This is a genomic window from Archangium lipolyticum (assembly GCF_024623785.1).
Taxonomy (GTDB): Bacteria; Myxococcota; Myxococcia; order Myxococcales; family Myxococcaceae; genus Archangium; species Archangium lipolyticum.
This window is the reverse complement of record NZ_JANKBZ010000003.1, coordinates 396,319-420,789: the sequence shown is the minus strand read 5'-3', so window position 1 is coordinate 420,789 and position 24,471 is coordinate 396,319. Positions and strand designations below refer to the sequence as shown.

Sequence of the window (24,471 nt, the reverse complement as noted above, 5' to 3'; positions counted from 1 at the left end):
CGGATCCCCGTGGAGAGCCCAGCCCCAGAGACAGTGGCAGGTCCCGGACAGGTGGGTGACGCCTTCTCCGTCACGGAGGCCGAGGTGCTGGCGTCCCGGATGGCGGAAGTCCTCGAGTCCATGGGCGACGCCTTCCTCGCTCTCGACAAGGACTGGCGCATCACGCTCGTCAACCCGAGCCTGACGCGGGTGTCCCGCAGGAGCCCAGGCGAGTTGCTGGGCCGCGTGCTCTGGGAGGTCTGGCCGGAAGTGACGGCCCCGGGCACGAAGTCCTGGACGGAGCTCCACCGGTGCATGGAGGAGGACGTGCCGGTGCTGTTCGTCGAGCGCCACGCCCTCTTGGACGTATGGACGGAGGTCCGGGCCTATCCCACCCGCAGTGGGGGCCTGTCCGTGTTCTTCCGGGACGTGAGCGAGCAGAAGCGTGTCGAGGCCGAGCGGGCCGAAGCGCTTCGCCGTATGGAGGAGACGCGCCTGAGCGCCGAGTTCGAGCAGCAGCTCATCGGCATCGTCAGCCACGATCTGCGCAATCCCCTCCAGGCCATCCGCCTCTCGGCGACGCACGGCCTCAAGGCGGCGGGGCTCGAGGCGCGGCAGCGCCGCTCGTTCGAGCGCATCCTCTCTTCCTCGGACCGGGCGCTCCGGATGATCAACGACCTGCTCGACTTCACCCGTGTCCGCCTGGGCGGCGGCATCGCGGTGGAGCGCGGCCAGGCCGTGGACCTCCATCTCCTCGTCGCCCAGGTGGTGGACGAGGTGCGCGTCACCCGGCCCGAGCGTCACGTGGCGGTGGAGCGCTCCGGCGACGGGCGGGGAGCCTGGGACGCGGACCGCCTCTCCCAGGTGGTGCAGAACCTCGTCCTCAATGCGCTACAGCACACCCCCGAGGAGGCTCCCGTCCGGGTGCGGACATGGGGAGAAGGAAGGGACGTGGTGCTCGAGGTGCACAACGGGGGTGCTCCCATCCCCGCGGAGGATCTGCCCCGGCTGTTCGAGCCCTTTCAGCGGGGCCGCAATGCGCGGCCCGATGGAGGCCGCAGCATGGGCCTGGGCCTTCACATCACCTACCACCTCGTGCAGGCGCACGGCGGCAAGATCAGCGTGCGGTCGAGCGTCAACGAGGGTACGACCTTCACGGTGAGACTTCCGCGTGATGGATAGTTTGAGCGGAACGGAAGGAGGAAAGGCGGGATGCGCGAGCCGATGACGGAGCGGCCCCAAGACAGGGTTCCCACGGGGATACCAGGCCTGGACCTCGTGCTGCACGGCGGCTTCCTGCGCCGGGGCGTGTACATGTTCCAGGGCCGCCCCGGGGCGGGGAAGACCATCCTCGCCAACCAGATGTGCTTCCATCATGCCGCGCAAGGAGGCCGCGTCCTCTACACCACGCTGCTGGCGGAGACGCACGAGCGCCTGCTCTTCAACCTCGAGCCGCTCTCCTTCTACGATGCGTCACGCATCCCCGAGCAGATCTCCTACCTGAGCGCCTTCTCGACGCTGGAAGGGGGCGGTTTGAAGGGGCTCGTGGAGGTGCTCCGGCGCGAGGTACGTGCGCGCAAGGCCACCCTGCTCGTGGTGGACGGCCTGGTGACGGTGGAGGAGAGCGCCGAGACGAAGAAGGACTTCAAGAAGTTCATCCACGAGCTGCAGATCCACGCCAGCTTCGCCGGCTGCACCATCCTGCTGCTCACCAGCGCGAGCTCGGAGCCGGTGGGGCCAGAGCACACCATGGTGGACGGCGTGCTCGAGCTCACCGACAACCGGCTGGGCCGGCGCGCGGAGCGCGAGCTGGAGGTGAAGAAGTTCCGGGGCAGCAGCTACCTGCGCGGCGGCCACGCCTTTCAAATCACCCGCGACGGCATCGTGGTGCTCCCGCGCATCGAGGCGCTCTTGCAGGAGCCGTCCCGCGAGGACCCCTGCAAGACGGAGCGGGTGTCGACGGGAATCGCCCAGCTGGACCGGATGCTCAAGGGGGGCCTTCCGTGCGCGTCCTCCTCCGTCCTCTTCGGTCCCACCGGGGCGGGCAAGACGACGTTCGGATTGCAGTTCCTCGACGAGTCGAGCAAGTCGGAGCCGGGCCTCCTCTTCGGCTTCTACGAGACGCCGCCGCGCATCTTCCTCAAGGCCCGGGCGCTGGGGCTCGATCTGGCGAAGAAGCAGGCCCAGGGTGTCTTCGACATGCTGTGGTATCCACCCACCGAGCGCATCCTCGATGGGCTCGGCAACAAGCTCCTCGCGGCGGTGCACGAGCGGGGCGTGAAGAGGCTCTTCATCGACGGGGTGGACGGCTTCATGCAGTCGGCCGCCCATCCCGAGCGCATCAGCCACTTCCTGGCCGCGCTCACCAATGAGCTGCGGGTGTTGGGCGTCACCACGGTGTACACCAGCGAGCTGCAAGACATGTTCACCTCCGAGGTGAGGCTGCCGATCAGTGGTGTCTCGAGCCTCGTCGAGAACATCCTCTTCCTGCGCTTCGTGGAGCTGCGCTCGCAGCTCTACCGGATGCTGTCCATCGTCAAGGTGCGTGATAGCGACTACGACTCCTCCCTCCGGGAGTTCCGCATCACCTCCCAGGGGATCGAGCTCGCCGACACCTTCCACAGTGCCCAGTCCATCCTGACGGGTAATGCGAAGGTGGAGGACCCGCCACGGTCCAAGCGCAAGGGCCTGCTCAAGAAGCGGAGCCGGTAGCCGTGAAGATCCTCCTCGTGGTGGACGACGAGGTTGGCATCACCGATGCGCTCACGGATCTGTTGAGCGAAGAGGGCTATCTCGTCCTGGTTGCTCGCAACGGCAAGGACGGCCTCAAGCGCATCGCCGAGAAACGGCCCGACCTCGTCCTGCTCGACTACATGATGCCGGTGATGGATGGGCGGGAGATGCTGCTGGCCCTCCGGGCGGACCCCGCGTACCAGGACCTGCCGGTGCTCCTGATGAGTGCCATGCCCCGCTCCAGCATCCCCCCGGACTGCAAGCCCTCCGCCTTCCTGCGCAAGCCCTTCGAGCTCGACCAACTCCTCATGGAAGTGGGCCGTTTGCTCGCCGGGTAGTCCTTCAGAAGGCGAGTGCCAGCTCCATCAGCCCCACCTGGATGGAGGGGCCCGCGGTGGCGAAGTCCGTCCCATACCCCGCGCCCAGCTCCAACACCGACACGCAGCTGCCCGCGTCCGAGCAGAAGCGCAGCGGTGCCAGCACCACCCCGAGCGCTCCGGCCGGCCCTCGGGGTGTTCGTGGAATGTCCACGGTGCGCGTGGTCAGGGCATCCCCCATCAGCACCGACACCGTGGCGAGCGCCGCGGGCGACCAGGTGCCGCCTCGCTGCACACCCGCTCCCAGGCGCACCTCGCCCACGTGTCCGAGCAGCGTGAGGTAGCTCACGTCCGCCTGGAGGATGAACCGGTCCTTCAGCACGTCGCGCACGCCCACGCCAACGCCCAGTCCTCCCATGGCGCGCGAGGGGGCGAGCACGGCCGAGACGCCACCCCGGAGATAGACCGAGAGCCGATGGGCCTCGGGCTCCTGTGCATGGGCGCGGAAGGGGAGGAGGTACAGCGCACCGAGCAGCGACCCCAGCGCAAGCGCCTTCATCGGACACCTCCCGCCCAGTAGGCGAGCGACACGGCCGACAGCCTCACCACCTCGGCGACGAAGGCGGTGTCGAGGGTGTCGGGCGTATCCGTGGGCCGGTGGTAGTGGGGGCTTCGCAGATCGGCCGTGTCTCCGAGGAAGATCGCCGGCTTGCCGGCCAGCCAGAAGGGAGCGTGATCGCTGCGCATGAGGTCTCCCGTCGCCGGTCCGTTGCCCTGGCCCGGCGCGCCGAGCGTCATCATCCGGGTGAGTCCCAGACGCTGGTTGAGGGCCCACATCTCGTCGGCCTGCCGCGAGGAGTGCGCGTTGGTGGTGGCGAGGATGAAGTCCGCCGCCGAGGGGAAGGAGAGCGGTGGGACTCCCTGTTGCGAGCCGGGCGTGGTGTCGCGGTAGCCGATGCTGTCGAGGATGAGGGCGGCCACCACGTTCTCGTCCTTCACCTGCTCGTTCACGTACCGGGTGCTCCCCACCAGGCCGAGCTCCTCCAGGTCGAACCCCACGAAGCGCACGGTCCGCTCGAAGGAGTGGGACGACAGGATGCGCGCCAGCTCCAGCACCGCGGCCACCCCGGTGGAGTTGTCATCGGCCCCCGCGTAGAAGGCGTCGTAGTGCGCGCCCACCAGCACGATCTCGTCCGGGTAGCGCGTGCCCCGCTTCTCCGCGACCACGTTGGCGATGTCGAGCTCACCGTCTCGCGACACCTGGTCGTTCACGGTGTAGCCCATCTCCTGGAGCTCGCGGTGCATGTACTCACGCGCCTTCTCCCGCGTGTGGTGGCAGAAGAGGTGGTCGGGAGTGGCGTTGGGAATGCCGAGCCGCGTGCAGTCCAGGGGCCTGTCGCTCCGGTGCGCGGCCACCAGCTCGTCCACCACGCGCTTCAGCCGCGCCTCGTCCACGGCGGCGGAGAGCTCGGGCAGTCCGGACAGGCGTGCCTCGTCGAGGGGGATGGACTCGGTGGCACAGCCCGCCGACAGGGCCATGGCCGTCACCAGAGGGGAAAGGTATCTCGCGGTGCGCATCAGAGGGTTCCTCCCAGGTGCAGCAGGCCGAACTGGAGGCGGACGGCCGAGCCAACGTCCTTCAGGGGAGTCGCCGCCTGCAGCTCCGCGGCGCTGACGGTGAAACGCCCGAGCTGGAAGCGCAGGGGCGCGAGCGCGAGGCCGGCATAGACGTACCCCTGGTGCTCCTGCACCACCCCGAGAACGCCTCGGGGATAGACGGGGCTCTCGCTGTAGCGGTCCAGGTGGGTGAAGCCGCTCACCCCTACCTCGGGGCCCAGGGCTGGCACCCAGGACCCCACTCGCGCCACCAGCTCCACGCGTCCGTAGCCCTCCAGCGGCAGCTCGGCGCTACCCGGAGTGCTCGCGCGGACTCCCGCGGTCAGCCGCACGCCCTCCGGCCGCTCCCCCAGGCCCAGCGTGTGGTGCCAGGCGACATCCAGGGTGAGGCGCGTCGCCGTGGAGCTCAGCGAGGCGAGAGAGAGGAACGAGGTTGCTCCCACGGTGAGCTCGTTCGCGCGTGCTTCTCCTCCCGCCAGCAGCATCAGGGATGTGACAAAGAGGTGACCTGCTCGTCTCATGGCCTTCGTGTCGATGGGGCTCATGAGTCGGGGCGATATACACCAGTGCACGGCGGGACCGGGCCCGTTCTTCTCGGGGGCTTCGGATTTTCTAACGGCCGGGGAACGGCGGACTGATTAATCAGCCGCTTCCGAAACGTGTAGCCCCCGGAGTTCCCCCCCATGTCCGTAGATGCCCTGTTCCGCCCCTTCTCCCACAAGTCGCTGAAGCTGAAGAACCGCATCGTCATGGCTCCCATGACGCGCTCCTTCTCTCCCGACGGTGTTCCGACCCCCGAGGTCGCCGCGTACTACCGCCGCCGCGCCGAGGCGGAGGTGGGTCTCATCCTCTCGGAGGGCACGGTGGTGAACCGGCCCTCCGCCAAGAACGATCCCAACGTGCCCGACTTCCACGGGGAGCAGGCGCTCGCGGGGTGGAAGCGCGTCATCGACGAGGTGCACGCCGTGGGCGGGGTGATGGCTCCCCAGCTCTGGCACGTGGGCTCCGCGCGCAATCCCCAGACCACCTGGGTCGCGCCGCCTCCGGTGGACAGCCCCTCGGGCCTGTCCTCGCCGGGCAAGCGCTTCACCGAGCCCATGACCGACGAGGCCATCGCCGACACCATCGCCGCTTTCGGCAAGGCGGCGGCGGACGCGCAGCGGCTGGGCTTCGACGCGGTGGAGATTCACGGCGCGCACGGCTACCTGATCGACCAGTTCTTCTGGTCCGGCACCAACGAGCGGACCGATGCCTTCGGTGGCGCCACCCTCGCCGAGCGCGCCCGCTTCGCCTCCGAGGTGGTGAAGGCCATCCGCGCCTCCGTCCGCAAGGACTTCGTCATCATCCTGCGCCTGTCCCAGTGGAAGCAGCAGGACTTCACCGTCCGGCTGGCCCAGACGCCCAAGGAGATGGAGGCCTGGCTCACGCCGCTCGTCGAGGCCGGAACGGACATCCTGCACTGCTCGCAGCGCCGCTTCTGGGAGCCGGAGTTCGAGGGCTCGGAGCTCAACTTCGCCGGCTGGGCCAAGAAGCTCACCGGCAAGCCCACCATCACCGTCGGCTCGGTGGGGTTGAGCGGCGAGTTCATCGCCGCGTTCCGTGGCGAGAGCTCCAAGCCCGCGTCCCTGGAGAACCTGCTGGTCCGTCTGGAGCGCGAGGAGTTCGACCTGGTGGCCGTCGGCCGCGCGCTGCTCGCCGATGCGCAGTGGGCCCGTAAGGTGCGCGAGGGCCGCCATGGCGAGCTGCAGGACTTCTCCAAGGAGGCGCTCGCCCAGCTGGCGTGAGCCCTGGAGCCGGCAACTGGAGGAAGCCTCGCCTCGAAGTGGTTGCCATGACGCCAGGGGGAGGGGAGTTCACTGCGAGTCGCAACAGGCGTTTCGCAGACTTGACACCCTCTCACTCGCTGTGCGTGTCGTGGTAGCGTGTGCCGCTCGGTACGAGCAAGGGGCCATCAGGTGCACGGTCTTTCGAGCCAAGAGCGTTCCACGGTGTTCATCGTGGATGACGATCCCTCCGTGCTGCGCAGCCTCTCACGCATGTTCCAGTTGGAAGGGTACACGGTCGAGAGCTTCGACCACCCGCGACAGATGCTGGAGCGGGAGCCCGGACGGCGTCCGGGGTGCGTGGTGATGGACCTGCGCATGCCGGAGCTGAACGGGCTGGAGCTTCAGGAGGAGCTGCGGCGCGCGGGGTGGAAGCAGCCCATCATCTTCATCAGCGGACACGGGGATGTGCCGGCGGCGGTGAAGGCCATGAAGGCTGGAGCCGTGGACTTCCTGTCCAAGCCGGTCGGCACGGCGGAACTGCTGGAGGCGGTGGAACGGGCGCAGGCGCAGGACCGGGCGGCGATCGCCTCCGAGCAGGAGCGCGAGGCGCTCCGGGTCCGTTTCTCCAAGCTGACACCCCGCGAGTGGGATGTCTGCCAGCGGGTGGCGCGGGGGCTGCTCAACAAGCAGATCGCAGCCGAGCTGGGCACCGCCGAGCAGACCGTGCGCCTGCAGCGCGGCCGTGCCATGGAGAAGCTGGCGGTGGACTCGGTGCCAGAGCTGGTGCGGCTGTTGGAGCGGCTGGGCTCATCTCCGTGAAGCCAACCACTGGGACACTTCGGCCAGCCGGGGGGCATTGCCGCGGCGCTGCCAGTCACTCCGGGCTCGGGCGGCCAGCTCGAGGGCGCGAGGGCGATCCTGCTTCGACTCCCAGAGGGCCCGGGCCAGCACGAACCGCGTCTCCGTGGCCGCCTCCTCCGGCGCGAGCCGCAAGGCCCGCTCGAGCAACGGCACGGCGGCCGCGGGCCTGCCGCGCGCCAGTTGGAGCAACCCCAGCGCGGTGAGTGGCTCCATCAGCCCGGCGTGCTCTTCCGGCTGTTGTTGCAGGACCAGAGCGCGATCCAGCCGGCGCTGCGCCTCCTCATACCGGCCCAGACCCGTGAGGGCCCGGCCCAACAGGGTGAGCGGGATGGAGAGCACCGGGTGCTGGGGACCCAGCGCTTTCTCCAGCACCGTCAGCGCGCGCTCCAGCCGGACCCTGGCCTCCTCATACCGGCCCAGGTCCGCGAGCACTCCCCCCACGTTGATGAGCACGGCCGCCACATCCGGGTGCTCTGGCCCGAAGGTCTTCTCGTGAATGGCCAGCGCGCGCTCGAACCGCAGCCGCGCGTCTTCACGAAGTCCGTGACGCGCACCCGGCCGTCCTCGCCGACCAGGACATTGTCTGGTTTGAAGTCGCGGTGAACGAGGCCCGCCGCGTGCGCGGCCGCCAGTCCGCGCCCCGCGGCCAGATAGGCCGCGATCACCTCCCGCCAGGAGCGGGGCGGGGTGTGCTGGCACCAGCTCCGCAACGTCTGTCCCTGGACGTACTCCATGGCGATGAAGACGGAGCCATCCTCGAGCGTCCCCGCGTCATAGACCGCCACCACGTGGGGGTGATTGAGGCGGGCCATGCTCTGCGCCTCACGCACCATGCGGACCTGGGCCAACCCATCATCGCCGTCAGCCTCGCGCGAGCGCACCAGCTTCAGGGCCACGCGCCGATCCAGCCTCGCGTCATAGGCGGCCAACACCACGCCCATGCCGCCCTGACCCAGGACGTCCAGCACGGTGTAGCGGCCCGCCAGGGCGCGCCCGGGAGCCACGTGGATGCCATCCCCCCCTGAAGCAGGGAGCGTGGGCCCCGTGGAGGGCTCGACCCCGGCGGGGGCGGAGCCTGGCCGTGGGCTGATGACCGTGCGGGCCTCCCCGAGGTCCGCCGCGCTCTCTTCCTGCTTGGGCTCACTCATCCACGCAGCCGATCCACACCTCCGCGTGCCTGTCAAATCGACCTGGAGCGCACGAGATGGAATGATGGGCGCGATGGCAGGAGGCAGGTGTGCGGCCAGCATGGAGAATGGGGATGCGTGCCCTGGGCGTTTCGATGCTGTGGCTGATGGCCACCCCGCTCGCGGCCGCCGAGCTTCGCGAGCTCGAGCTCTGGGAGCGCTACCGCTGGGGGGTGATCGCGGTGGTGGCGGCGGGCCTGCTCCAGGCGGCGCTCATCGTCGTGCTGTTGCTGGAGCGGCGCAGGCGCATGGGGGCCCAGCGGCTGAACCTGGCCGTGCTGGATTCGCTCCCGGGCGCGGTGGCCATTCTGGACAGGCAGGGCGCGGTGCTTCGGGCCAGCGCCCCCTCGGCCCAGCGCGAGGGGCTGGGCGCGTTGTCCACCCAGAGGCTCCTCTTTCCGGGCGGCTCCTACCTCCAGTCCCTCCAGAAGCTGGCGCACGCGGGAGAGTTCGAGACGGCGGGGGTGGCCACGCTGCTGGAGGACGTGCTCTCGGGCCGGGTGGATGAGGGCATGGTTGAGTTCCGTGGCCCCCGGGCGGACACCTGGTTCGAGCTGCGCGCCCGGCGGCTGGAGCTGCCAGGTGGCGGCGCCGTGGTCACGGTGGTGGACGCGACTCCGCGCAGGCGCGCCGAGCTGGAGGCACGCCGGGCCCGGGACGAGCGGGCCCACATGGAGCGGGTCGCCGCGGTGGGCGAGCTGGGGGCCTCCATCGCCCATGAGCTGAACCAGCCCCTGTCGGCCATTCTCACCAACGCCGAGATGGCGAAGCGGTTGCTGCAGCGCACGCCGCCGGATCTCACCCTGCTGGGGGAGGTGATCGATGACATCGTCGCCGACAACAAGCGGGCCGGAGAGATCATCCGCCGCACGCGGGCGCTGCTGAAGAAGGACCAGGGGCCCTTCGCCTCCCATGACTTCAATGCGCTGGTCCGCCAGGTGGCGCAACTGGCGGGCAATGACGCGCAGCTTCGGGGCGCCACCCTCTCACTGCAGTTGGCGGACACCCCGCTGCCCGTGAAGGGAGATGGGGTTCAGCTCCAGCAGGTGGTGCTCAACCTGATCATCAACGCGCTGGATGCGGTGAGCCCGTGCCCGTCCGGGGAGCGGCAGGTGTGGGTGCGCACCCAGCGGACGGAGGGGCGCGTGGAGCTGGTGGTGGAGGACACGGGCGTGGGCTTGAGCCCGGAGGCGCACAAGCGCCTCTTCGAGCCGTTCTTCACCACCAAGCCGGCGGGACTGGGCATGGGCTTGTCCATCAGCCGCTCCATCCTCGAGGTGCACCAGGGCCGGTTGCAGGCGGAGCCTCGGCCGGGCCGTGGCACCCTGTTCCGGTGCTTCCTTCCGTCCGCCTGAAAAAGGCGGCTCGTCCAGTGCGAGCCGCCTGTGTCCAGACGAAGTTCGGCTCACTTCGTGAGGATGCCCTGCCAGAGCTGGCGCTCCTCGCCCCTCGGATCGTTCTCGAGCGTGGAGGGGAGGTTGAAGAGGAGCGTGGGGCGCTGCTCGGTGGTGTAGGCCGGCCACTCGGGCAGGCCCGGGTTGTTCGGGTTGCCGGTGCGGGCGAAGGTCACCCACGTCGTGCTCATCTGCTCGGCCAGCTTGAAGCGCTCGGGATCCTTGCCGGTGAGGCCGGGAACCAGGTCGGTGTTGTCGAGCACGAAGGGGATCTCGACCGCGTGGGCGGACTTGAGCTTGCCCTCGAGCACCGGCGTCTCCCAGGTGAACAGGTACACGTAGACGGGGGCCTTGCCCTGGGCCACCTTGCGATCGGCGACCAGGAGCGACGGCGCCCGGAACATGTCACTGCCCGCGGCGATGATCAGGTCCGCGCCCGAGGCGTCGGGCATGCGCTTGCGGTAGTGCTCGAAGACCTGATCCTTCGCGTCGCCGGCGAGCCGCCCCAGGCCCATGCGCGCCATGCCATCGGTCATGGGCCCCAGCTTCCCGTAGAGGAACAGCGTCATCTCGTCCCTGTTGGAGCCGATCAACAACGGCACGTCCGCCGAGACGGCGGGGGCCTCCGGATCGAACGGATCCCGGGGCAGGACGGTCCCATCCGCCACGGGGGTGAACGGCGAGTTGAAGGTGAAGCCACCCTCGCGCTCCTTCTTCAGCACCACGCCCTGGGCATCCAGGAACTTCTCCAGGGGCACGTTCTGCAGGGCCTCGAGGTCTCCAGGCTTCACCCCGAGCTCGGACGTCAGCTCGCCGGTGATGGAGGCCGCCTGCTCCGGCTTCAACGCGCGCACCAGGGCGCCGCTCTGGCTGATGGCCTTGTGGAACAGCCCCTGGGCCGCGGGCATGGCGAGCATCAGGGTCACCTTCATGCCTCCGCCCGACTCGCCGAAGATGGTGACGTTGCCCGGATCCCCACCGAAGGCGGCGATGTTGTCGCGCACCCACTGGAGCGCCGCGACGATGTCGAGCATGCCGGCGTTGCCCGAGGCCGCGTTGGCGCCGCTGCCCGTGTACAGGTAGCCGAGCGCCCCGAGCCGGTGATTGAGCGTGATGACCACGGCGTCGCCGCGCCGGGCGAGCGCGTGCCCGTCATAGAGGGCGGAAGAGCCGGAGCCCTCCACGAAGCCACCGCCGTGCAGCCAGACCATGACCGGCCGCTTCCGGCCGTCTCCCACGCCCGGGGTCCAGACGTTGAGGAACAGGCAGTCCTCGCTCATGGCCTGGGTGTCGGGGGCGATGATCGCCGCCACGACCTCTCGATCCACCGCCGAGCCGATGGCACTGCGCTGGGCGCAGCGAGGGCCATACTCGAGCGCATCGCGAACGCCACTCCACGACTCGGGCTTCGTCGGGGGCATGAAGCGGTTGCGGCCCGAGGTGGGCCCACCGTACGGAATGCCCTTGAAGGTGTTGATGCCGTCGCGGATGGAGCCGCGAACCTGGCCCTGGGCGGTGTTCGCGAGCACCGGACCCTGGTCTTGCGACTCACGGCCCTTGTTCTCGGACACGATGGGTTTGTGGGCACAGCCGCTCGCCAGGATCAGCGCGAGAAGGCCAACGAGGATGGATGGGGGACGTACGGCGGACGTGCGAACAGGACTCATTTTTCGTTCCTCCTGGTGGCGAGCCATATCAGTCGACCAGCGCCTGGTACACGAGCTGTCGCAGCTGCGAGCGGAGCGGATGGGCGCTCGAGGGGAGCAGTTGGGTCATGAACACGACGCTCAACTGCTCGGCCGGATCGACCCAGAAGGCGGTGCTCGCCATGCCACCCCAGTGGTACTCGCCCACGCTCGTCGGCGAGCGGTAGGCCACCGGGTCGATGACCACGCCGAAGCCGAGCCCGAATCCGACCCCATCGAACCGCGTCTCGGCGAACAGCGGCCGGCCGAATGTCGCGAGATCGTCACCTCCGGGCAGGTGGTTCCGGGTCATGTAGCGGACCGTCCGGGGTGAGAGCAGCCGCGCGCCCTCGAGCTCGCCGCCGTTCAGGAGCATCCAGGTGAAGCGCGTGTAGTCGCGCGTCGTCGACACCAGCCCGCCGCCACCGGACAGCCAGGTCGGGGGCCTCGTCACGCGCTTGCCAGTCCCATCGGCCCGGACCGGCCGGGGCTGCCCGGGTGCCACCGCGTACAGCGCGGCCAGGCGGCCCTGCTGGTCCTCGGGGCACCAGAACCCGGTGTCCTTCATCCCCAGCGGGCCGAAGATGCGCTCGGCGAAGAAGGTATCGAGTGACTGTCCGGACACGGCCTCGACGAGCCGGCCGAGCACGTCCGTCGCCACCGAGTAGTTCCACTCCGCACCGGGTTGGAACATCAGGGGGAGCTCCGCCCAGGCGCGGACGATCGCGGCGAGATCGAAGCCGTCTGGCACGTCGAAGTCGAAGCCGAGCAGCCGGTAGAGCTCGTCGGTGACGTGCACCCGGTGGAAGCCGTACGTCAGCCCCGCGGTGTGCGTGAGCAGGTGCCATACGCGGATGGGCTCCGTCGCGGGCACCGTGACCGGCTTGCTCGCTGGCCCTCCGGTGTAGACGCGCGGCGCGGCGAATTCGGGCAGCCACCGGCTGACGGGATCCGAGAGCTCGAACGCGCCTTCCTCCCACAACATCATCGCCGCCACCGAGGTGATGGGCTTCGTCATGGAGTAGATGCGCCAGACGGTGTCCGTCTCGACGGCGCGGCCGGCCTCCCGGTCGGCGAGCCCGTACGACGTCAGGTGCGCCACCTTGCCCCGGCGCGACACCATCACCTGCCAGCCCGCGAGCCGCCCGTCGTCGACGTACCGCCGGAAGTGTGTGTCGATGCGCCGCAGCCGCTGCGTGTCCAGTCCGACCTCACCCGGGTCGACGTCGATGCCGAAGTCCGCCATGGGCTGGCTCTCCTAGCGGGCCGATGATCCAAGGGCAAGGCCAGAGGCGGCTTCTCGTAGCCACGTGAGCCACTCACGCGCGCCCGCCTTGTGGCTCCTCCGTCAACAGGTTCTCCGCGCGCGGCGTGACCCGTCTCTCGGAGGAGAGGGTGGGGGACGCACCCGCCCGTGCTGGTACGCGCCGTGCAGCCCCTCCGGTCTCCCTACCCCGGAGAACGACGATGATGAAGATGATGAGGCGCTCCGCGTTTCTACTCCTCCCGGCGCTGCTCGGCCTCGGTTGTGGCGAGAGCGGTGGGATCCCCTCCACCCTCGAGGAGCGGCAGCTCGAGTCCGCCGCGGTGTCAGCGGTGTTCTCGGGCACGGTCCTGGACGCCAACCGCAGGCCCGTCCCGAACGCGCGCGTGACGGTGAATGGGATCGTCCGTCTCACCAACAGCGCCGGTGCGTATTCCCTCTCGGTGGAGTCATCGGCGGCGGGCTACCGGCTCGACATCCGCAAGGACGGCCATGGACCGGTGAACCAGTTCAAGCTGTCGGGTGAGCTCAACCAGGTGCACGTGCTCGGGAGGGCCTACGTGCGCCAGATCAACCCCGCGGTCAACAACCTGATCGTGGACACGGCCTCCGGCATCCGCGTGGAGGTGCTCGCCAACAGCCTCGGCACCGCCACGGGTGCTCCCGCGACCGGCACCGTGGTGTTCTCCATCGTGCCGCACGACCCGGCCACGATGCCCGGTGACTTCACTGCCCGCAATTCCCTGGGACAGACGGTGGCGCTCGAATCGGTGGGCGCGGTGACGCTGTCGGCCGTGGACGGCCGGGGCAACACGCTCACGCTGGTTCCCGGGGCGACGATGAACGTGAGCCTGCCGGTACCGGCCTCCGTTGGAGGCACCATGCCGGCCTGCGTGCTCAACGCGACCTGCCGGACCGCGATGTGGCGGTTCACTCCGGCGACGGGCCTGTGGAACGAACAGAGCGCGAACGCCCAGTTCAACACCCAGGGCACGTCGTTCCGCATCACGGGCCTCCGCAATAGCACCATCGATCCCTCCGATGGTCTGGGGACCTGGAACGCCGACATCGAGCACACCAGCCCGTCCTGCTCGATCATCGAGTTCGTCAACATCCCGCTCGATTGCTACAACCCTCCGCCCGGTACCACTCCCGAGCCGGGAATCGAGCTGGCCTTCCAGCAGACGCTCACGAGCGGGGCACCCTGGTCGAAGAGCGCGGCGGTGCGCTCCAGCGCCTCGTTCATCGTGCTCTACAACATGAGGGGCAACACCCCGCTGGATCTGTCCATGGAGTTCCCGACGGGCGCGCCCGCCTACTGCGCTGGCAACCTGTCCATCACCTCGACCCCGGCGCCCAGCTCCGGCTTCCCGGTGTACTGGGCCACGGGCGGGGCCACGCGATACAACACGGGCGCGCCGGCCGCCGTGGCGGGCTACCCGAAGGACTCGGGCGGCAACCCGATCGACTTCGCCGACGTGGTGGCCGGGGATCACCCGTGCAGCTCACACATCTACCTCCAGACGCACCCGTGAGCTGATCACCTCGCCGCGGTGGTGGCCGCGTCCCTCGCGGGGGCCACGGGCGCGGTGATGGGAGGCTCGGGGGACTGGGTCCGCGCCCAGTCCTCCGCCGTGCGCCCGCTGGCGTCCCGCTTCTGGGCCGAGGCGCCGTGCTGGCGCAGCCGCTCCGCCACGTCCTTGCGGCCGAAGAGGCTGGCGAACATCAGCGCCGTCTGGCCGACTCCGTTGGACTGGTCCACCGCGCAGGGTTGCTGGAGGAGCAGCTCGACGATGTCCGCGTGGCCCTTGAAGGCCGCGCCCATCAGCGCGGTGTTGCCGCGTGAGTCGCCGGAGCATGCGTTCGCCCCCGCCGCGAGCAGCACCCGGGCCACCTCCGTGTGGCCGTGGTACGCCGCGAGGATGAGCGGGGAGAAGCCCCGCTCATTCTGGACGTCCACGGGCGTTCCGGCCTTCACCAGGCCCGCGACCACCTCCACATCCCCCTCGCGCGCGGCCGCGAGCAGGTAGCGCTCCGCGTCGTTCACGGCGAGCACGCGCCCCTGGGAAGGGCGATCCCAGACGAACAGGTAGCCGGCCATCAGCGCCGAGCTCACCAGCAGCACCAGCGCCACCGAACCCAGGAGCACCATCATCTTGCGCAGCATCGATTCACTCCATGCGAGGACTTCGAGGGGGAGGGGAGGAGGGAGGGGCTCGTGGAGTGTCCACAAAGTCTTTGGACATGGTCCGAGGGCCCGTGGATGTCCCCTCTCCCTCTGGGAGAGGGCTAGGGTGAGGGTCTTCCCCCTGGAGCGCATGACCCCATGGGAGTTCACAGAGGACGGCGAGGGGGCGGTTGCGTGCCGTGATGCAAGCCGGGGCGAGGAACACGCGGGTGACGACCCTCACCCCCCGCCCTCTCCCAGAGGGAGAGGGAGCATGCGCAACACGACTATGTCCACGAACTTCGTGGACACTCCACTAGCGGGCGGCGAGCGGCGCGATGGCGGCCTTGGCGTCGTCCACCTTGATGCCCACCGCCTTGGCCAGCCGCGTGCCGTAGTCCGCGTTCGCGCTGAAGAAGAAGCCGACCATGCGCGCCTTCACCCGGGCGTCACGCACCTGGCCCAGGTCCGCGGCGAGGTTCTTCACCAGCCGCTCCTTCTCCGCCGCGGACAGCGCCGCGTAGAAGGCGCCCGCCTGCGAGAAGTTGTCCGTCTTGGCGATCGGCGCCTGCTGCGTCGTCCCGCTCAGCGGCGCGCGCGACAGCAGGTACGCCGGCGCGTCCTCGGTCTCCCGGGTGATGCTGGGCTCGTAGTTGACGTCCGACTTCGTGTTGGCGGCGTTCATGTTGCCGCCCTGGTTGTTGTTGTTCACCTGGGCGCGGGCGCGGTTGATGGGCAGCTGCTGGTAGTTGGCGCCCACCCGGTAGCGCTGCGTGTCCGCGTAGGAGAACAGCCGGCCCTGCAGCAGCCGATCCTCGGACGGCTCGATGCCCGGCGGCTGGACGCCCGGGGAGAACGCGGCCTGCTCCGTCTCCTCGAAGAAGTTGTCCGGCATCCGGTCCAGCGTGAACTTCCCCAGCTTGATGGAGGGCACCTTGTCCTCCGGCCACACCTTGGTGGCATCCAGCGGATCGAACGGGAACGCGTCCAGATCCTTCGGATCGAGCACCTGCGCGCTCATCTCCCACGACGGGAACTGCCCCTTGCCGATGGCCGTGTACAGGTCATGCGTGGCGTGCTGGAAGTCCTCGCCCTGGATGCGCGTGGCCTCCTCGGCCGTGAGCGTCTTCACGCCCTGCAACGACTTCCAGTTGAACTTGACGTAGCGCACCTCGCCCTGGGCGTTGACGAACTTGAAGGCGTGCACGCCGTGGCCGTTCATCTGCCGGTAGTTCGCCGGAATCCCCAGGTCCGAGTACACCTGCGTCAGCATGTGCGTGGACTCGGGGACGTGGGAGAAGAAGTCGAAGTAGCGGTTCGGATCCTGCCGGTTGGTGATGGGCGACGGCTTGAGCGAGTGCACCATGTCCGGGAACTTGATGGCGTCCCGGATGAAGAACACCGGCAGGCTGTTGCCCACCAGGTCCCAGTTGCCCTGATCCGTGTAGAACTTGAGCGCGAAGCCGCGCGGATCCCTCACCGTCTCCGGAGAGCCCTGCGAAGGGATGACGGTGGAGAAGCGCACGAACATCGGCGTCTTCTTGCCCTTGGCGGAGAAGATCGACGCGCGCGTGAGCTGGGAGAAGTCACCGTAGCTCTCGAAGAAACCGTAGGCGCCCACGCCCCGGGCGTGCACCACGCGCTCCGGGATGCGCTCACGGTCGAAGCGCGCGAGCTTCTCGATCAGGTGGAAGTCCTCCAGCAGGATTCCGCCGCGCGGACCCGCCGTCTTCGAGCTCTGGTTGGAGCCGACCGGCGCTCCCGAGTCGGTGGTGAGCGGCGGAGGGTTTGCCAGGGCCGGACCGCCAGTGAGCAGCGCCATGAGGACCACGGACTTCAGGTTCATACGAGCCTCCGATGCGTGGGGGGTTAAGGCATGCAGCTCCTTGAGCAGGGGATGTGCCAGGGACCCGAACCTCGTGAAATCAAGCACTTGGAATTGATGGCCTCACCTGTCGCACCGATATTCCGGTGGTGACACCGAAATCCGGGTGGCGGGTGCCACCGGAATGTCGGTATGTTCAGGGGCACCGATATTTCGGTGAGGCGGGGACCCCGGCTTCCCTCCGGCATCGCCTCGACGAACGCGGCGCAGGCGTGGGCGGGGCGCTGGGGTTCAAGCCGTCCGAGCCCGAGAGCATCTGCCACGATTGGCACCGCAAGACCGACGCGGAGTGTGTCACCCGCTGCGGGGACTCGGGCGTCTGCGTGATGCCCAATACCTGCAACGGCATCTGTCTCCGCCGGTAGGCGGGACATCCGGGGCCCGCCACTGTCATCAAGGCGATGGAGTCCGGTGCCGGGGTCCCCTTGCCGGAGAATGCGGGCCCTGCATCGCGCCGCCCGCGTGCAAATGTTCCCGGAATGAACGTGACTCCCCCGTCTCCTCGTACCGCCGTCATCCTGATCCATGGGGAAGAAGCGGGTCCCGGGCAGCTCGGGCCCGCGTTGCGGCGCTCGGGCTTCTCCCTGGACATCCGCTCGCGAGCCCCCCAGCCCGAGGACACCGAGGCGGATCTGGTCGTGGTGATGGGGAAGTCCCTGGGACTTCAGGAGGCGGAGCCCCCGCCACTCCTGGAGGAGGAGCGCCGGCTGCTGGCGCGCCGGTTGGAAGCGGGCCGGCCGAGTCTGGGGATCGGACTGGGCGCGGGGCTGCTCGCCGCCGCGGCCGGCGCTCGCGTCCGCCCGGGGGAGAAGGGCCCGGTGCTGGGGGTGCATCCGGTGTCGCTGACGGCGGAAGGGCTGGCGGATCCCCTGTTCGCCGGCTTCGAGGAGTTCTTCGACGTCCTGCACTGGCAGGCGGACACCTTCGAGCCGATTCACGGCGCGCAGGAGCTCGTCTCGACCGCCCGCTACCCGCATCAGATCTTCCGCGTGGGCAATTCCTACGGGGTGCGCTTCCATCCCGAGGTGGATGGGGGAATGTTCGAGCGCTGGGTCCGCCATTCAGGGGAAGACGTGGCCCGCGTGGGCCTCACCATGGAGGAGCTGCTGAAGCGGGAGGGGCCGCGGGTGGCGCGGGTGCAGCAGCACTCGATGCTGATGATGGAGCGGCTGGCGGCCTTCTTCGCGCGGCAGGTGGGCGCGGGAGGAGGAGAGCGCTACCTCTTCACCGTGGAGGCCATCCAACGGTTGGCGGGGCGGGGTGTGCTGCTCTCACCGGGCATCCCGCGGCGCGCCCCCATCGTGCGCGTGGGGCAGACGCTCTCGCTCAAGCGGCCCGACGGCTCTCGCGTGGAGGGCACCGTGCGCGGCATGGCCAGCTTCGGGGATACCGGCTCGGCCATCCCCTTGCTGGTGCTGCTGGACTCGCCGGACGCGGAGGTACCGCCGGGCTCGGAGGCCCTCACCTCCGAGCCGCTGACGGTGTAGGCGCCCCCGGGGCGTCCGTCTTCCGGCGGCCCTCCAGGATCTTCAGGAACGAGCGGCTGCGCAGCTCCTCCAGCGTCAGCCCCGCCGCCCGGGCTTCCTCCTCGGTGAGGGCCCCGCAGGCGAGGCCGCGCAGGAAGTAGTTGAGCAGGCCCTGGCCCGTGGCCGCGTCGTCGAAGACGTCGCCGAGCAGCGTCGCCTGGGCCGCCTTCTCGATGAAGGACTTCAGACGGCGTGAGGCCGCGTCCAGGCCCTCCAGGAAGAACGCGTACACCGTCGCGTAGCGCACCGGGAGCTGGGCCGGGTGCAGGTCCCACCCCTGGTAGAAGGCCCGCTCCAGCGAGTGGCGCGTGTGCCCGTGCATCAGCCGCCACGCGCGGTGCACCACCTCGCGGTTCTCCTTCTTCTGGGCCTCCGTCAGCGGGCTCTGGCCCGGCTTGTGCGGGCCCACCGGCATCACGTTCGTCGCGCCATCCGAGAGCGCCACGCCCGTGCCCGCCAGCGACACCTGCATCATCTCCCGCGCGAAGTCGGCCGACGGGTGCGTCATGCTCTGGTACGCCGCGGTGATGTTGAAGGCGGCCGTGTAGTCGTACACCCCGAGGTGCGCTCCGACGCAGCGTCCCTCCGCCGCCGCCACCAGCGCGGGCAGCGCCAGCCGTCCCTCCCGGTCGAAGAGGGATTGCGGCGTCTCCACCATCAGCTCCAGCTTCAGCGCGCCGGACTCCAGGCCCCGGTCCTGCTCGAGCAGCTCCAGCATGCGCACCAGCGCCGTCACCTGCTCGGGGACGGTGATCTTCGGCAGCGTGACGACGAAGTCGTCCGGAAGCCTGCCGCCCGTGCGCTCCAGCAGCGTGCCGACGAAGAGCTCCAGCGTGCGCGCGCTCCGGTCGAACAGCTCCTCGGAGAGGGACTTGATGCGGATGCCGATGAAGGGCGGCAGCGAGCCCTGTTCCATGCCCCGGGCCACCTCCCCGGCGGTGGAGACCGCGTGCCCGTCCTCCTCCTCGGCCGGCCGGTGCCCGTAGCCGTCCTCGAAGTCGATGCGGAAGTCCTCCACCGGCTCGCGCTCGAGCTTGGCGAGGATGCGCTCGTGGACGCGCCGGGCGATGTCCGCGTCCAGCTCCAGGCACGTGGCGAGCGCCGTGGCATCCGGGGCGTACTCGTGCAGCGCGGCCAGGGCCATCTGTCCCATCTTCCGGGCCGTCTCCGCCTTGAAGAGCTGGGCGCCGCCGTACACCGTGTGCACGGGCTGGCGGCGGGCGGACTCGCCCGGGAAGGTCCGGGCATACTCCTGGTTGGCCTTCTTCAACGCCGCGCGCGCGGCGGCGAGGCGATTGGGCGTCAGGGTCGTCTTCATGGGAGGGGAGGGGGGCGTCAGCTGCCCCGGTAGGTGGAGTAGCCGAAGGGGCTCAGCAGCAGGGGCACGTGGTAGTGCTCGTCCGGGGAGGCGAGCTCGAACACCACCGAGACGTACGGGTAGAAGCCGCGGACGGCGTTCGCGCGGAAGTACTCCGCCGTGTGGAACGTCATCCGGTAGGTGCCGGGCTCCAGTCGCGTGCCGGCGGGCAGGAAGTCGCGCACGCGGCCATCCGCGTTGGTCGTTCCGCGCGCCAGCTCCCGCCAGCCGTCACCGGCCTGGTGCTCCAGGGTGATGGGGACGCCAGCCGCCGGGCGGCCCCACTGCGTGTCGAGGACGTGCGTGGACAGGGTGCTCATGGGGACGCGAGGAGCTTCTCCAGCCGGATGCGGGTGATCTTCGCCTGCTCGTCCGCCGCGACCCGAAGCTCCTGATCCGGCGCGTTGTTCATGCGCTCGCGCAGCAGGGCCAGCATCTCCGCCGCGCTCTTCCCCGTGGCGCACACGAGGAAGATGAAGCCGAAGCGCTCCTCGTACGCGCGGTTGCCGTCGGCGAGCGCCTGGATGACGTCCTCGCCAGCGCCCTCGATGCCGCGCTGCTCCTGCTCGGACCAGGCGCCGGTGCCCGCGTACTTCTCGCGCAGCTTGGAGACGTCGCCGATGCGCGGGTGGTGCAGCATGGCCTCGCGCCAGTCATCCGGCCCCGTCTGGGACCAGAGCCACGAGGCCTCCGCGAACAGGGCGTCCTGGCTCGGGAAGGGGCGCGCGCGGGCCATGGCCTCGGCCCAGCGGCCGGAGCCGCAGCAGCGCAGGAACTCCGCCTGGGCGTCCTCGACGGGCAGGCGGTTGAGCCAGTCGAGCCGGGTCACGTGGCCCGCCCGTGCACCCGGAGCCGGCTGATGCCTCCGTCCGGGAAGATGTTGAGCCGCACGTGCGTGAAGGGCCCCGCGGCGCGCAGCTCGGTTTCGAAGAAGTGGCGGTGGTGCGCCTGAAGCTTCGTGCGCGGGAGGATCTCCTGCCACGCGATGTCCTTGGCGTTGGCGAAGTCGAGGATGTCCTCCTTCAGGGTGCAGCCCTCCAGGGAGCACATGTCCGGGAAGTTGCCCTTGAAGTGGTTGGTGTCCACCTCCACGCGGTGCACGGTGCCGGGCGCGGCCAGCTTCACGACGATCCAATCGAAGCCCGGCACGCGCTTGCGGCGCGTCTCCCAGCCCTCGCCCATGGTGCTGGCGCGGCCGGGGAGGATGAGGTTGTCCTTGGGGCCGAAGAAGGCGTCGTTGCAGGTGACGACGAGGCCGCCGTTCTCCGCCGCGGCCAGGTCCACCAGCTCCCCGGAGCGCAGCTTCGCCAGGTCCGGCGTCACCACCCCGTGCACGCGCAAGCGCGCCACGCCCCCGTCCGGGTAGATGTGCAGGCGCAGGTGCGTCCAGCGCCGCTCGCTCGCGACGGGCAGATAGTTCTGCGTCCCGCCGGCCAGCTTCGTCTTCGGGACGATCTCCGTCCACGCCGCGTCCACCAGGGACTCGCCCGAGGGCTGGCCTTGAATCTCCAGGCCGTCCACCGAGGCGTACTCGGGGAAGTTGCCGATGAAGTGGTTGGTGTCCACGTTCACCCCGCGGATGACCCCCGGCAGGCCCAGCTGGATGATGCAGAAGTCATGGCCCGGCACGCGCTTGCGGCGCGTCTCCCAGCCATCCATCCACTTGCCGAACTCCGTGTACTTGTCCGGGATGAAGACGCCGCGCCCCGGCTTGAGCAGGTTCTCCTTGGGGGCGAAGAACTCGTCGTTGGCGTAGAGGGCGCGTCCGCCCACCTTCTCGGCTGCCAGGTCGATGAGCTCGGCGAAGGCGACGCGGACCTTGCCTTCCTCGGGTGCGTTCATGCAGGGGTCTCCTCGCGGTTACCTTAGTCCACTGGCCGCCACTCCAGGGCGGCGAATCCACCGGCCCACCGTGCGGGACGAGGGCTCGTTCCGGTCGTGAACCTTCTCGCCCCGGACCCAGGTCTGCTCCACCACGCCCACCAGCGGGCGGCCCGCGTACGGGGTGAGCTTGTGGCGGTGCAGCACGCCCGAGGCCTCGGGGGTGAAGGTGGCCTCCGGATCGAAGACGATGAGGTCCGCGTCCGCGCCGGGCGTCAGCGAGCCCTTCACACCCGTCAGGCCGACGAGCCGGGCCGGGTTCTGGCACATCCACCGCACCAGGGACTCCAGCCCGTGGCCGCGCGCGCGCATGCCCGTCCACACGGCCGGCAGGCTGAACTGGAGCGACGCGATGCCGCCCCACGCCGCGCCGAAGTCTCCGCGGTCCAGGTGCTTGAGGGCGGGGGTGCACGGCGAGTGGTCCGACACCACCATGTCGATGTCACCGCGCGCCAGTCCCGCCCAGAGCGCCTCGCGGTTCTCCGCCTCGCGGATGGGCGGTGCGCACTTGAAGTGCGTGGCGCCGTCGGGGATGTGCTCCGCGTCGAAGGTGAGGTAGTGGGGGCACGTCTCCACGCTGAAGGGCAGGCCCTCGCGCTTCGCGGCGGCGATGTCCGGCAGCGCGTCCGAGGACGACAGGTGGACGATGTGCACCTGTCCGCGGTGCTTCCGGCACAGCTCCACCATCATCCGGATGGCGTCGTCCTCCCAGCGGCGGGGGCGCGACTCCAGATAGCTGCGGTAGGTGCGCGTGTCTCCCTGGGGCGGGGCCTCGTGGGGCGTCAGCTCCGCGTGGACGATGAGGGGCACGCCGCGCCGCGCCAGGATGGGCATGGCCCGCTCCAGGTCCTCCCGGGTGACGTGGGGGAACTCGTCCACCCCCGAGTGGATGAGGAAGCACTTGAAGCCGGTGACGCCCGCGTCGACCATGGCCTCCAGCTCGCCCGTGTTGCTGGGGATGACGCCGCCCCAGAAGCCATGGTCGATGGCGCAGTGGCCCTCGGCGGAGGCCGCCTTCTGCCGCAGTGCGTCCAGGGTGGTGGTGGCGGGGATGGAGTTGAGCGGCATGTCCACCACGGTGGTGATGCCGCCCGCGGCCGCCGCGCGCGTGGCCGTCTCGAAGCCCTCCCACTCGGTGCGGCCGGGCTCGTTGATGTGCGCGTGGCAGTCCACCACGCCCGGCATCACCACCTTGTCGCCCACGTCCGTCACCGGCAGGCCCGCCGGCACGTCCGCCGGTGACACCACCGCCGCCACCTTGCCCTCCCGGATCACCACCGCGGCCTCGCGCACGCCGCCCTCGGTGACGACCCGCTTGCTGCGCAGTACCTGGTTTCCGCTCACGGCTCGAACTCCTTCACGTCGTACTCCATCAGGGAGGAGAAGAACGCGTCCTTGTCCTCACAATACAGCTGCCGGGTGATGCTCGAGACCAGCTTGGGCAGGCTGTATTTCATGCCGGAGATGCTCGCCCCACCGAAGCCCAGCGAGAGCAGGCATCCGAAGGTGTAGTTGAAGACGGAGCCGAGGTAGGGCGCGCGGCCGGGCACCTTCTCCTGGAACTCGAAGCCCGGGCCCAGGTAGGGGTGACGCGCCAGGTCCGAATTGGCCTCGGCGGGCGGCGGCGTGTACCGGTCCTTCCAGAGCGCGATGTCCTCGATGAGGTGGGCCAGCTCCGGGCGCAGCGACAGGTCCGTCACGGTACCGCTGCCGACGATGAGCTTGTCGAAGGTGAACGTGCCATGCGGCGTGGTGACGCGGGCGGCTCCGTCCACCGCCTGTGCATCCAGCCACGGGCTGTCCCCGTGGAGGTGGAAGTGGGGGTAGGCGCGGGCGCGGTGATAGGTGTCGTGCGGCGGCAGCTGCCCCATCTCCAGGATGCGGCGGATGAAGCGCCAGCGATCCGCGTCCGGCAGATCCGCATGGTGCTTGAGGAAGCCGACGAACTCGGCCCAGCGGTAGGCGTTCACCGTGGGCAGGCTCTTGCGGCGGTAGAAGATGTGCACCTCGGCGGCGCCTCGCTCCAGTGCCACGGAGGCGTTGTCGAAGGCCGAGGCACCCGCCCCCAGTACGCCGATGCGCTTGCCGCGCAGGGCCTCGAAGTCGATGTCATCGCGGGTATGGGCCCACAGCTCTCGGGGCAGGCGGGCCACCATCGAGGGCGTCTCCCAACGCCCCGAGCCGTCGATTCCGGTGGCGAGCACCACCTTGCGCGCCAGGAGCGTCTCCCCGGGGCCGCTGCCGTCGGTGGGCTGGACGGGGATGACGAAGCAGGAGTCCTCGGCCCGCCAGGAGATGGCGCCCGCGCGGGTGTGGCTGCGCACGGGGATGCCGAGGAACTGGCGGTACCAGTTGAGGTAGTCCGCCCAGAGCTCCTTGGGGATGAGCCCCAGGGAGTGCCAGGCCTCCTCGCCGTACTGGGCCTCGTACCAGCTCTGGAAGCAGAGGTTGGGGAGGTTGTGGTCCGGCCCGGTGAGGTGCTTGGGCGTGCGCAGCGTGTGCATGCGCGCGAACGTCTTCCAGGGCCCGGCGAGCCCCGGGGGGCTGTCATCCACGACGAGCAGCCGGGTCACCTTCTCGCGCATCAGCCCGAAGGCCGCCGCGAGCCCGCTCTGACCCCCGCCGATGATGAGCACGTCCAGGATGGGCTGGCCATCCCGCGTGTGGCGGGGCAGGACCCAGGAGCGCTTCGGGTACTCGAGGCGGTCCAGGTCTCTGCGGAGCGAGGCTTCGAGCATGGGGAGGCCAGGCCCGTGTTTCGCGGCGGGGGACGGGATGCGCATACCCCTAGTCAAATCATGCTCGGGCCCTTCTCCGCCATGCGACACGACCCCAGACGTTGGATCTCCAGA

At 69.5% G+C, this 24,471-nt stretch carries 22 protein-coding genes and 1 pseudogene; 8 read left to right on the top strand and 15 right to left on the bottom strand.

The genetic code is table 11. The annotated features are described in order from the left end of the window. The first annotated feature begins 33 nt into the window (after positions 1–33). From NR810_RS08830 to NR810_RS08820, 3 genes are read left to right on the top strand one after another with little or no spacing between them, the layout of a single operon-like run. Positions 34–1,161 (top strand): PAS domain-containing sensor histidine kinase, encoded by a 1,128-nt coding sequence (locus NR810_RS08830; RefSeq protein ID WP_257450125.1) that lies wholly within the window; start codon positions 34–36, stop codon positions 1,159–1,161. Between the two features lie 30 nt (positions 1,162–1,191). Next, a complete protein-coding gene (locus tag NR810_RS08825) occupies positions 1,192–2,691 on the top strand; it encodes an ATPase domain-containing protein (protein WP_257450123.1) in 1,500 nt (499 codons plus the stop codon). A gap of 2 nt (positions 2,692–2,693) precedes the next feature. Beyond that, complete coding sequence (locus NR810_RS08820; RefSeq protein WP_257450121.1) at positions 2,694–3,050, top strand: response regulator; 357 nt, start codon at positions 2,694–2,696, stop codon at positions 3,048–3,050. A gap of 4 nt (positions 3,051–3,054) precedes the next feature. Here NR810_RS08820 and NR810_RS08815 read toward each other — a convergent pair whose 3' ends face one another. Genes NR810_RS08815 through NR810_RS08805 form a run of 3 tightly spaced genes read right to left on the bottom strand, consistent with a single transcriptional unit; the run spans position 3,055 to position 5,167 of the window. Continuing rightward, on the bottom strand, positions 3,055–3,588 hold the full coding sequence (locus NR810_RS08815; protein WP_257450119.1) for a hypothetical protein: 534 nt from the start codon (positions 3,586–3,588) through the stop codon (positions 3,055–3,057). Further along, positions 3,585–4,607 carry a M28 family peptidase gene (locus NR810_RS08810; RefSeq protein ID WP_257450115.1) on the bottom strand — a complete coding sequence of 341 codons (1,023 nt, stop codon included), beginning with the start codon at positions 4,605–4,607 and terminating at the stop codon, positions 3,585–3,587. Before NR810_RS08810 ends, NR810_RS08815 begins: the two co-directional genes overlap by 4 nt. Beyond that, a complete protein-coding gene (locus NR810_RS08805; RefSeq protein ID WP_257450112.1) occupies positions 4,607–5,167 on the bottom strand; it encodes a hypothetical protein in 561 nt (186 codons plus the stop codon). Before NR810_RS08805 ends, NR810_RS08810 begins: the two co-directional genes overlap by 1 nt. 162 nt (positions 5,168–5,329) lie before the next feature. On the opposite strand from NR810_RS08805, the gene NR810_RS08800 reads away from it, so the two are divergent. Both NR810_RS08800 and NR810_RS52580 read left to right on the top strand, forming a co-directional pair. Continuing rightward, the gene (locus tag NR810_RS08800) at positions 5,330–6,430 is read left to right on the top strand and encodes an NADH:flavin oxidoreductase (protein WP_257450109.1); all 1,101 of its coding nucleotides are present in this window, start codon (positions 5,330–5,332) and stop codon (positions 6,428–6,430) included. Between the two features lie 204 nt (positions 6,431–6,634). After that, positions 6,635–7,231 carry a response regulator transcription factor gene (locus NR810_RS52580; protein ID WP_257450107.1) on the top strand — a complete coding sequence of 199 codons (597 nt, stop codon included), beginning with the start codon at positions 6,635–6,637 and terminating at the stop codon, positions 7,229–7,231. On the opposite strand, the gene NR810_RS08790 is transcribed toward NR810_RS52580, so the two are convergent. Together NR810_RS08790 and NR810_RS53020 are read right to left on the bottom strand one after the other, a co-directional pair. Beyond that, positions 7,220–7,795 (bottom strand): tetratricopeptide repeat protein, encoded by a 576-nt coding sequence (locus NR810_RS08790; RefSeq protein WP_456062027.1) that lies wholly within the window; start codon positions 7,793–7,795, stop codon positions 7,220–7,222. The genes NR810_RS52580 and NR810_RS08790 overlap by 12 nt on opposite strands. 14 nt (positions 7,796–7,809) lie before the next feature. After that, positions 7,810–8,421, bottom strand: a pseudogene (locus tag NR810_RS53020) (serine/threonine-protein kinase); the annotation flags it as partial. Between the two features lie 113 nt (positions 8,422–8,534). Here NR810_RS53020 and NR810_RS08780 point away from each other — a divergent pair. Then, on the top strand, positions 8,535–9,815 hold the full coding sequence (locus tag NR810_RS08780) for a PAS domain-containing sensor histidine kinase (protein WP_257450106.1): 1,281 nt from the start codon (positions 8,535–8,537) through the stop codon (positions 9,813–9,815). 50 nt (positions 9,816–9,865) lie between these two features. Here NR810_RS08780 and NR810_RS08775 read toward each other — a convergent pair whose 3' ends face one another. Then, positions 9,866–11,521 (bottom strand): carboxylesterase/lipase family protein, encoded by a 1,656-nt coding sequence (locus NR810_RS08775; protein WP_257450104.1) that lies wholly within the window; start codon positions 11,519–11,521, stop codon positions 9,866–9,868. A gap of 28 nt (positions 11,522–11,549) precedes the next feature. Next, positions 11,550–12,785: a serine hydrolase domain-containing protein gene (locus tag NR810_RS08770; protein ID WP_257450102.1), complete on the bottom strand. Its 1,236-nt coding sequence runs from the start codon at positions 12,783–12,785 to the stop codon at positions 11,550–11,552. Between the two features lie 221 nt (positions 12,786–13,006). On the opposite strand from NR810_RS08770, the gene NR810_RS08765 reads away from it, so the two are divergent. Next, positions 13,007–14,338, top strand: a complete 1,332-nt coding sequence (locus NR810_RS08765; RefSeq protein ID WP_257450100.1) for a carboxypeptidase-like regulatory domain-containing protein — start codon at positions 13,007–13,009, stop codon at positions 14,336–14,338. Positions 14,339–14,343: 5 nt separating this feature from the next. On the opposite strand, the gene NR810_RS08760 is transcribed toward NR810_RS08765, so the two are convergent. Continuing rightward, positions 14,344–14,970: an ankyrin repeat domain-containing protein gene (locus NR810_RS08760; RefSeq protein WP_257450097.1), complete on the bottom strand. Its 627-nt coding sequence runs from the start codon at positions 14,968–14,970 to the stop codon at positions 14,344–14,346. Between the two features lie 316 nt (positions 14,971–15,286). Beyond that, positions 15,287–16,816, bottom strand: coding sequence for a catalase (locus NR810_RS08755; RefSeq protein ID WP_306817988.1), 1,530 nt, complete (start codon positions 16,814–16,816; stop codon positions 15,287–15,289). Positions 16,817–17,334: 518 nt separating this feature from the next. Between NR810_RS08755 and NR810_RS08750 the strand changes: the two genes are divergently transcribed. Further along, complete coding sequence (locus NR810_RS08750; RefSeq protein ID WP_257450094.1) at positions 17,335–18,342, top strand: glutamine amidotransferase-related protein; 1,008 nt, start codon at positions 17,335–17,337, stop codon at positions 18,340–18,342. Here NR810_RS08750 and NR810_RS08745 read toward each other — a convergent pair. From NR810_RS08745 to NR810_RS08720, 6 genes are read right to left on the bottom strand one after another with little or no spacing between them, the layout of a single operon-like run. Then, on the bottom strand, positions 18,317–19,699 hold the full coding sequence (locus tag NR810_RS08745) for a DUF6986 family protein (protein ID WP_257450092.1): 1,383 nt from the start codon (positions 19,697–19,699) through the stop codon (positions 18,317–18,319). The genes NR810_RS08750 and NR810_RS08745 overlap by 26 nt on opposite strands. A gap of 17 nt (positions 19,700–19,716) precedes the next feature. Then, entirely contained in the window at positions 19,717–20,058 is a 342-nt protein-coding gene (gene uraH / locus NR810_RS08740) for a hydroxyisourate hydrolase (RefSeq protein WP_257450090.1), read from the bottom strand. After that, complete coding sequence (uraD, locus tag NR810_RS08735) at positions 20,055–20,567, bottom strand: 2-oxo-4-hydroxy-4-carboxy-5-ureidoimidazoline decarboxylase (RefSeq protein ID WP_257450088.1); 513 nt, start codon at positions 20,565–20,567, stop codon at positions 20,055–20,057. The genes uraH and uraD overlap by 4 nt, the downstream gene beginning before the upstream one ends. Further along, positions 20,564–21,580: an allantoicase gene (alc, locus tag NR810_RS08730; protein ID WP_257450086.1), complete on the bottom strand. Its 1,017-nt coding sequence runs from the start codon at positions 21,578–21,580 to the stop codon at positions 20,564–20,566. The genes uraD and alc overlap by 4 nt, the downstream gene beginning before the upstream one ends. An 18-nt stretch (positions 21,581–21,598) precedes the next feature. After that, on the bottom strand, positions 21,599–22,963 hold the full coding sequence (gene allB / locus NR810_RS08725) for an allantoinase AllB (protein WP_257450084.1): 1,365 nt from the start codon (positions 22,961–22,963) through the stop codon (positions 21,599–21,601). Continuing rightward, complete coding sequence (locus NR810_RS08720; RefSeq protein WP_306817987.1) at positions 22,960–24,357, bottom strand: FAD/NAD(P)-binding protein; 1,398 nt, start codon at positions 24,355–24,357, stop codon at positions 22,960–22,962. Before NR810_RS08720 ends, allB begins: the two co-directional genes overlap by 4 nt. Positions 24,358–24,471: the final 114 nt, after the last annotated feature.

Excerpts from the sequence above, each read along its gene's own strand:
- NR810_RS08810 (WP_257450115.1), bottom strand. The coding sequence starts at position 4,607 with ATGCGCACCGCGAGATACCTTTCCCCTCTGGTGACGGCCATGGCCCTG.
- NR810_RS08800 (WP_257450109.1), top strand. The coding sequence starts at position 5,330 with ATGTCCGTAGATGCCCTGTTCCGCCCCTTCTCCCACAAGTCGCTGAAG.
- NR810_RS08815 (WP_257450119.1), bottom strand. The coding sequence starts at position 3,588 with ATGAAGGCGCTTGCGCTGGGGTCGCTGCTCGGTGCGCTGTACCTCCTC.
- NR810_RS08720 (WP_306817987.1), bottom strand. The coding sequence starts at position 24,357 with ATGCTCGAAGCCTCGCTCCGCAGAGACCTGGACCGCCTCGAGTACCCG.
- NR810_RS08750 (WP_257450094.1), top strand. The coding sequence starts at position 17,335 with ATGAACGTGACTCCCCCGTCTCCTCGTACCGCCGTCATCCTGATCCAT.
- NR810_RS08755 (WP_306817988.1), bottom strand. The coding sequence starts at position 16,816 with ATGAACCTGAAGTCCGTGGTCCTCATGGCGCTGCTCACTGGCGGTCCG.
- NR810_RS08770 (WP_257450102.1), bottom strand. The coding sequence starts at position 12,785 with ATGGCGGACTTCGGCATCGACGTCGACCCGGGTGAGGTCGGACTGGAC.
- NR810_RS08775 (WP_257450104.1), bottom strand. The coding sequence starts at position 11,521 with ATGAGTCCTGTTCGCACGTCCGCCGTACGTCCCCCATCCATCCTCGTT.
- NR810_RS08805 (WP_257450112.1), bottom strand. The coding sequence starts at position 5,167 with ATGAGACGAGCAGGTCACCTCTTTGTCACATCCCTGATGCTGCTGGCG.
- NR810_RS08765 (WP_257450100.1), top strand. The coding sequence starts at position 13,007 with ATGATGAAGATGATGAGGCGCTCCGCGTTTCTACTCCTCCCGGCGCTG.
- NR810_RS08780 (WP_257450106.1), top strand. The coding sequence starts at position 8,535 with ATGCGTGCCCTGGGCGTTTCGATGCTGTGGCTGATGGCCACCCCGCTC.
- NR810_RS08825 (WP_257450123.1), top strand. The coding sequence starts at position 1,192 with ATGCGCGAGCCGATGACGGAGCGGCCCCAAGACAGGGTTCCCACGGGG.
- NR810_RS08745 (WP_257450092.1), bottom strand. The coding sequence starts at position 19,699 with ATGAAGACGACCCTGACGCCCAATCGCCTCGCCGCCGCGCGCGCGGCG.
- alc (WP_257450086.1), bottom strand. The coding sequence starts at position 21,580 with ATGAACGCACCCGAGGAAGGCAAGGTCCGCGTCGCCTTCGCCGAGCTC.
- NR810_RS08760 (WP_257450097.1), bottom strand. The coding sequence starts at position 14,970 with ATGCTGCGCAAGATGATGGTGCTCCTGGGTTCGGTGGCGCTGGTGCTG.
- uraH (WP_257450090.1), bottom strand. The coding sequence starts at position 20,058 with ATGAGCACCCTGTCCACGCACGTCCTCGACACGCAGTGGGGCCGCCCG.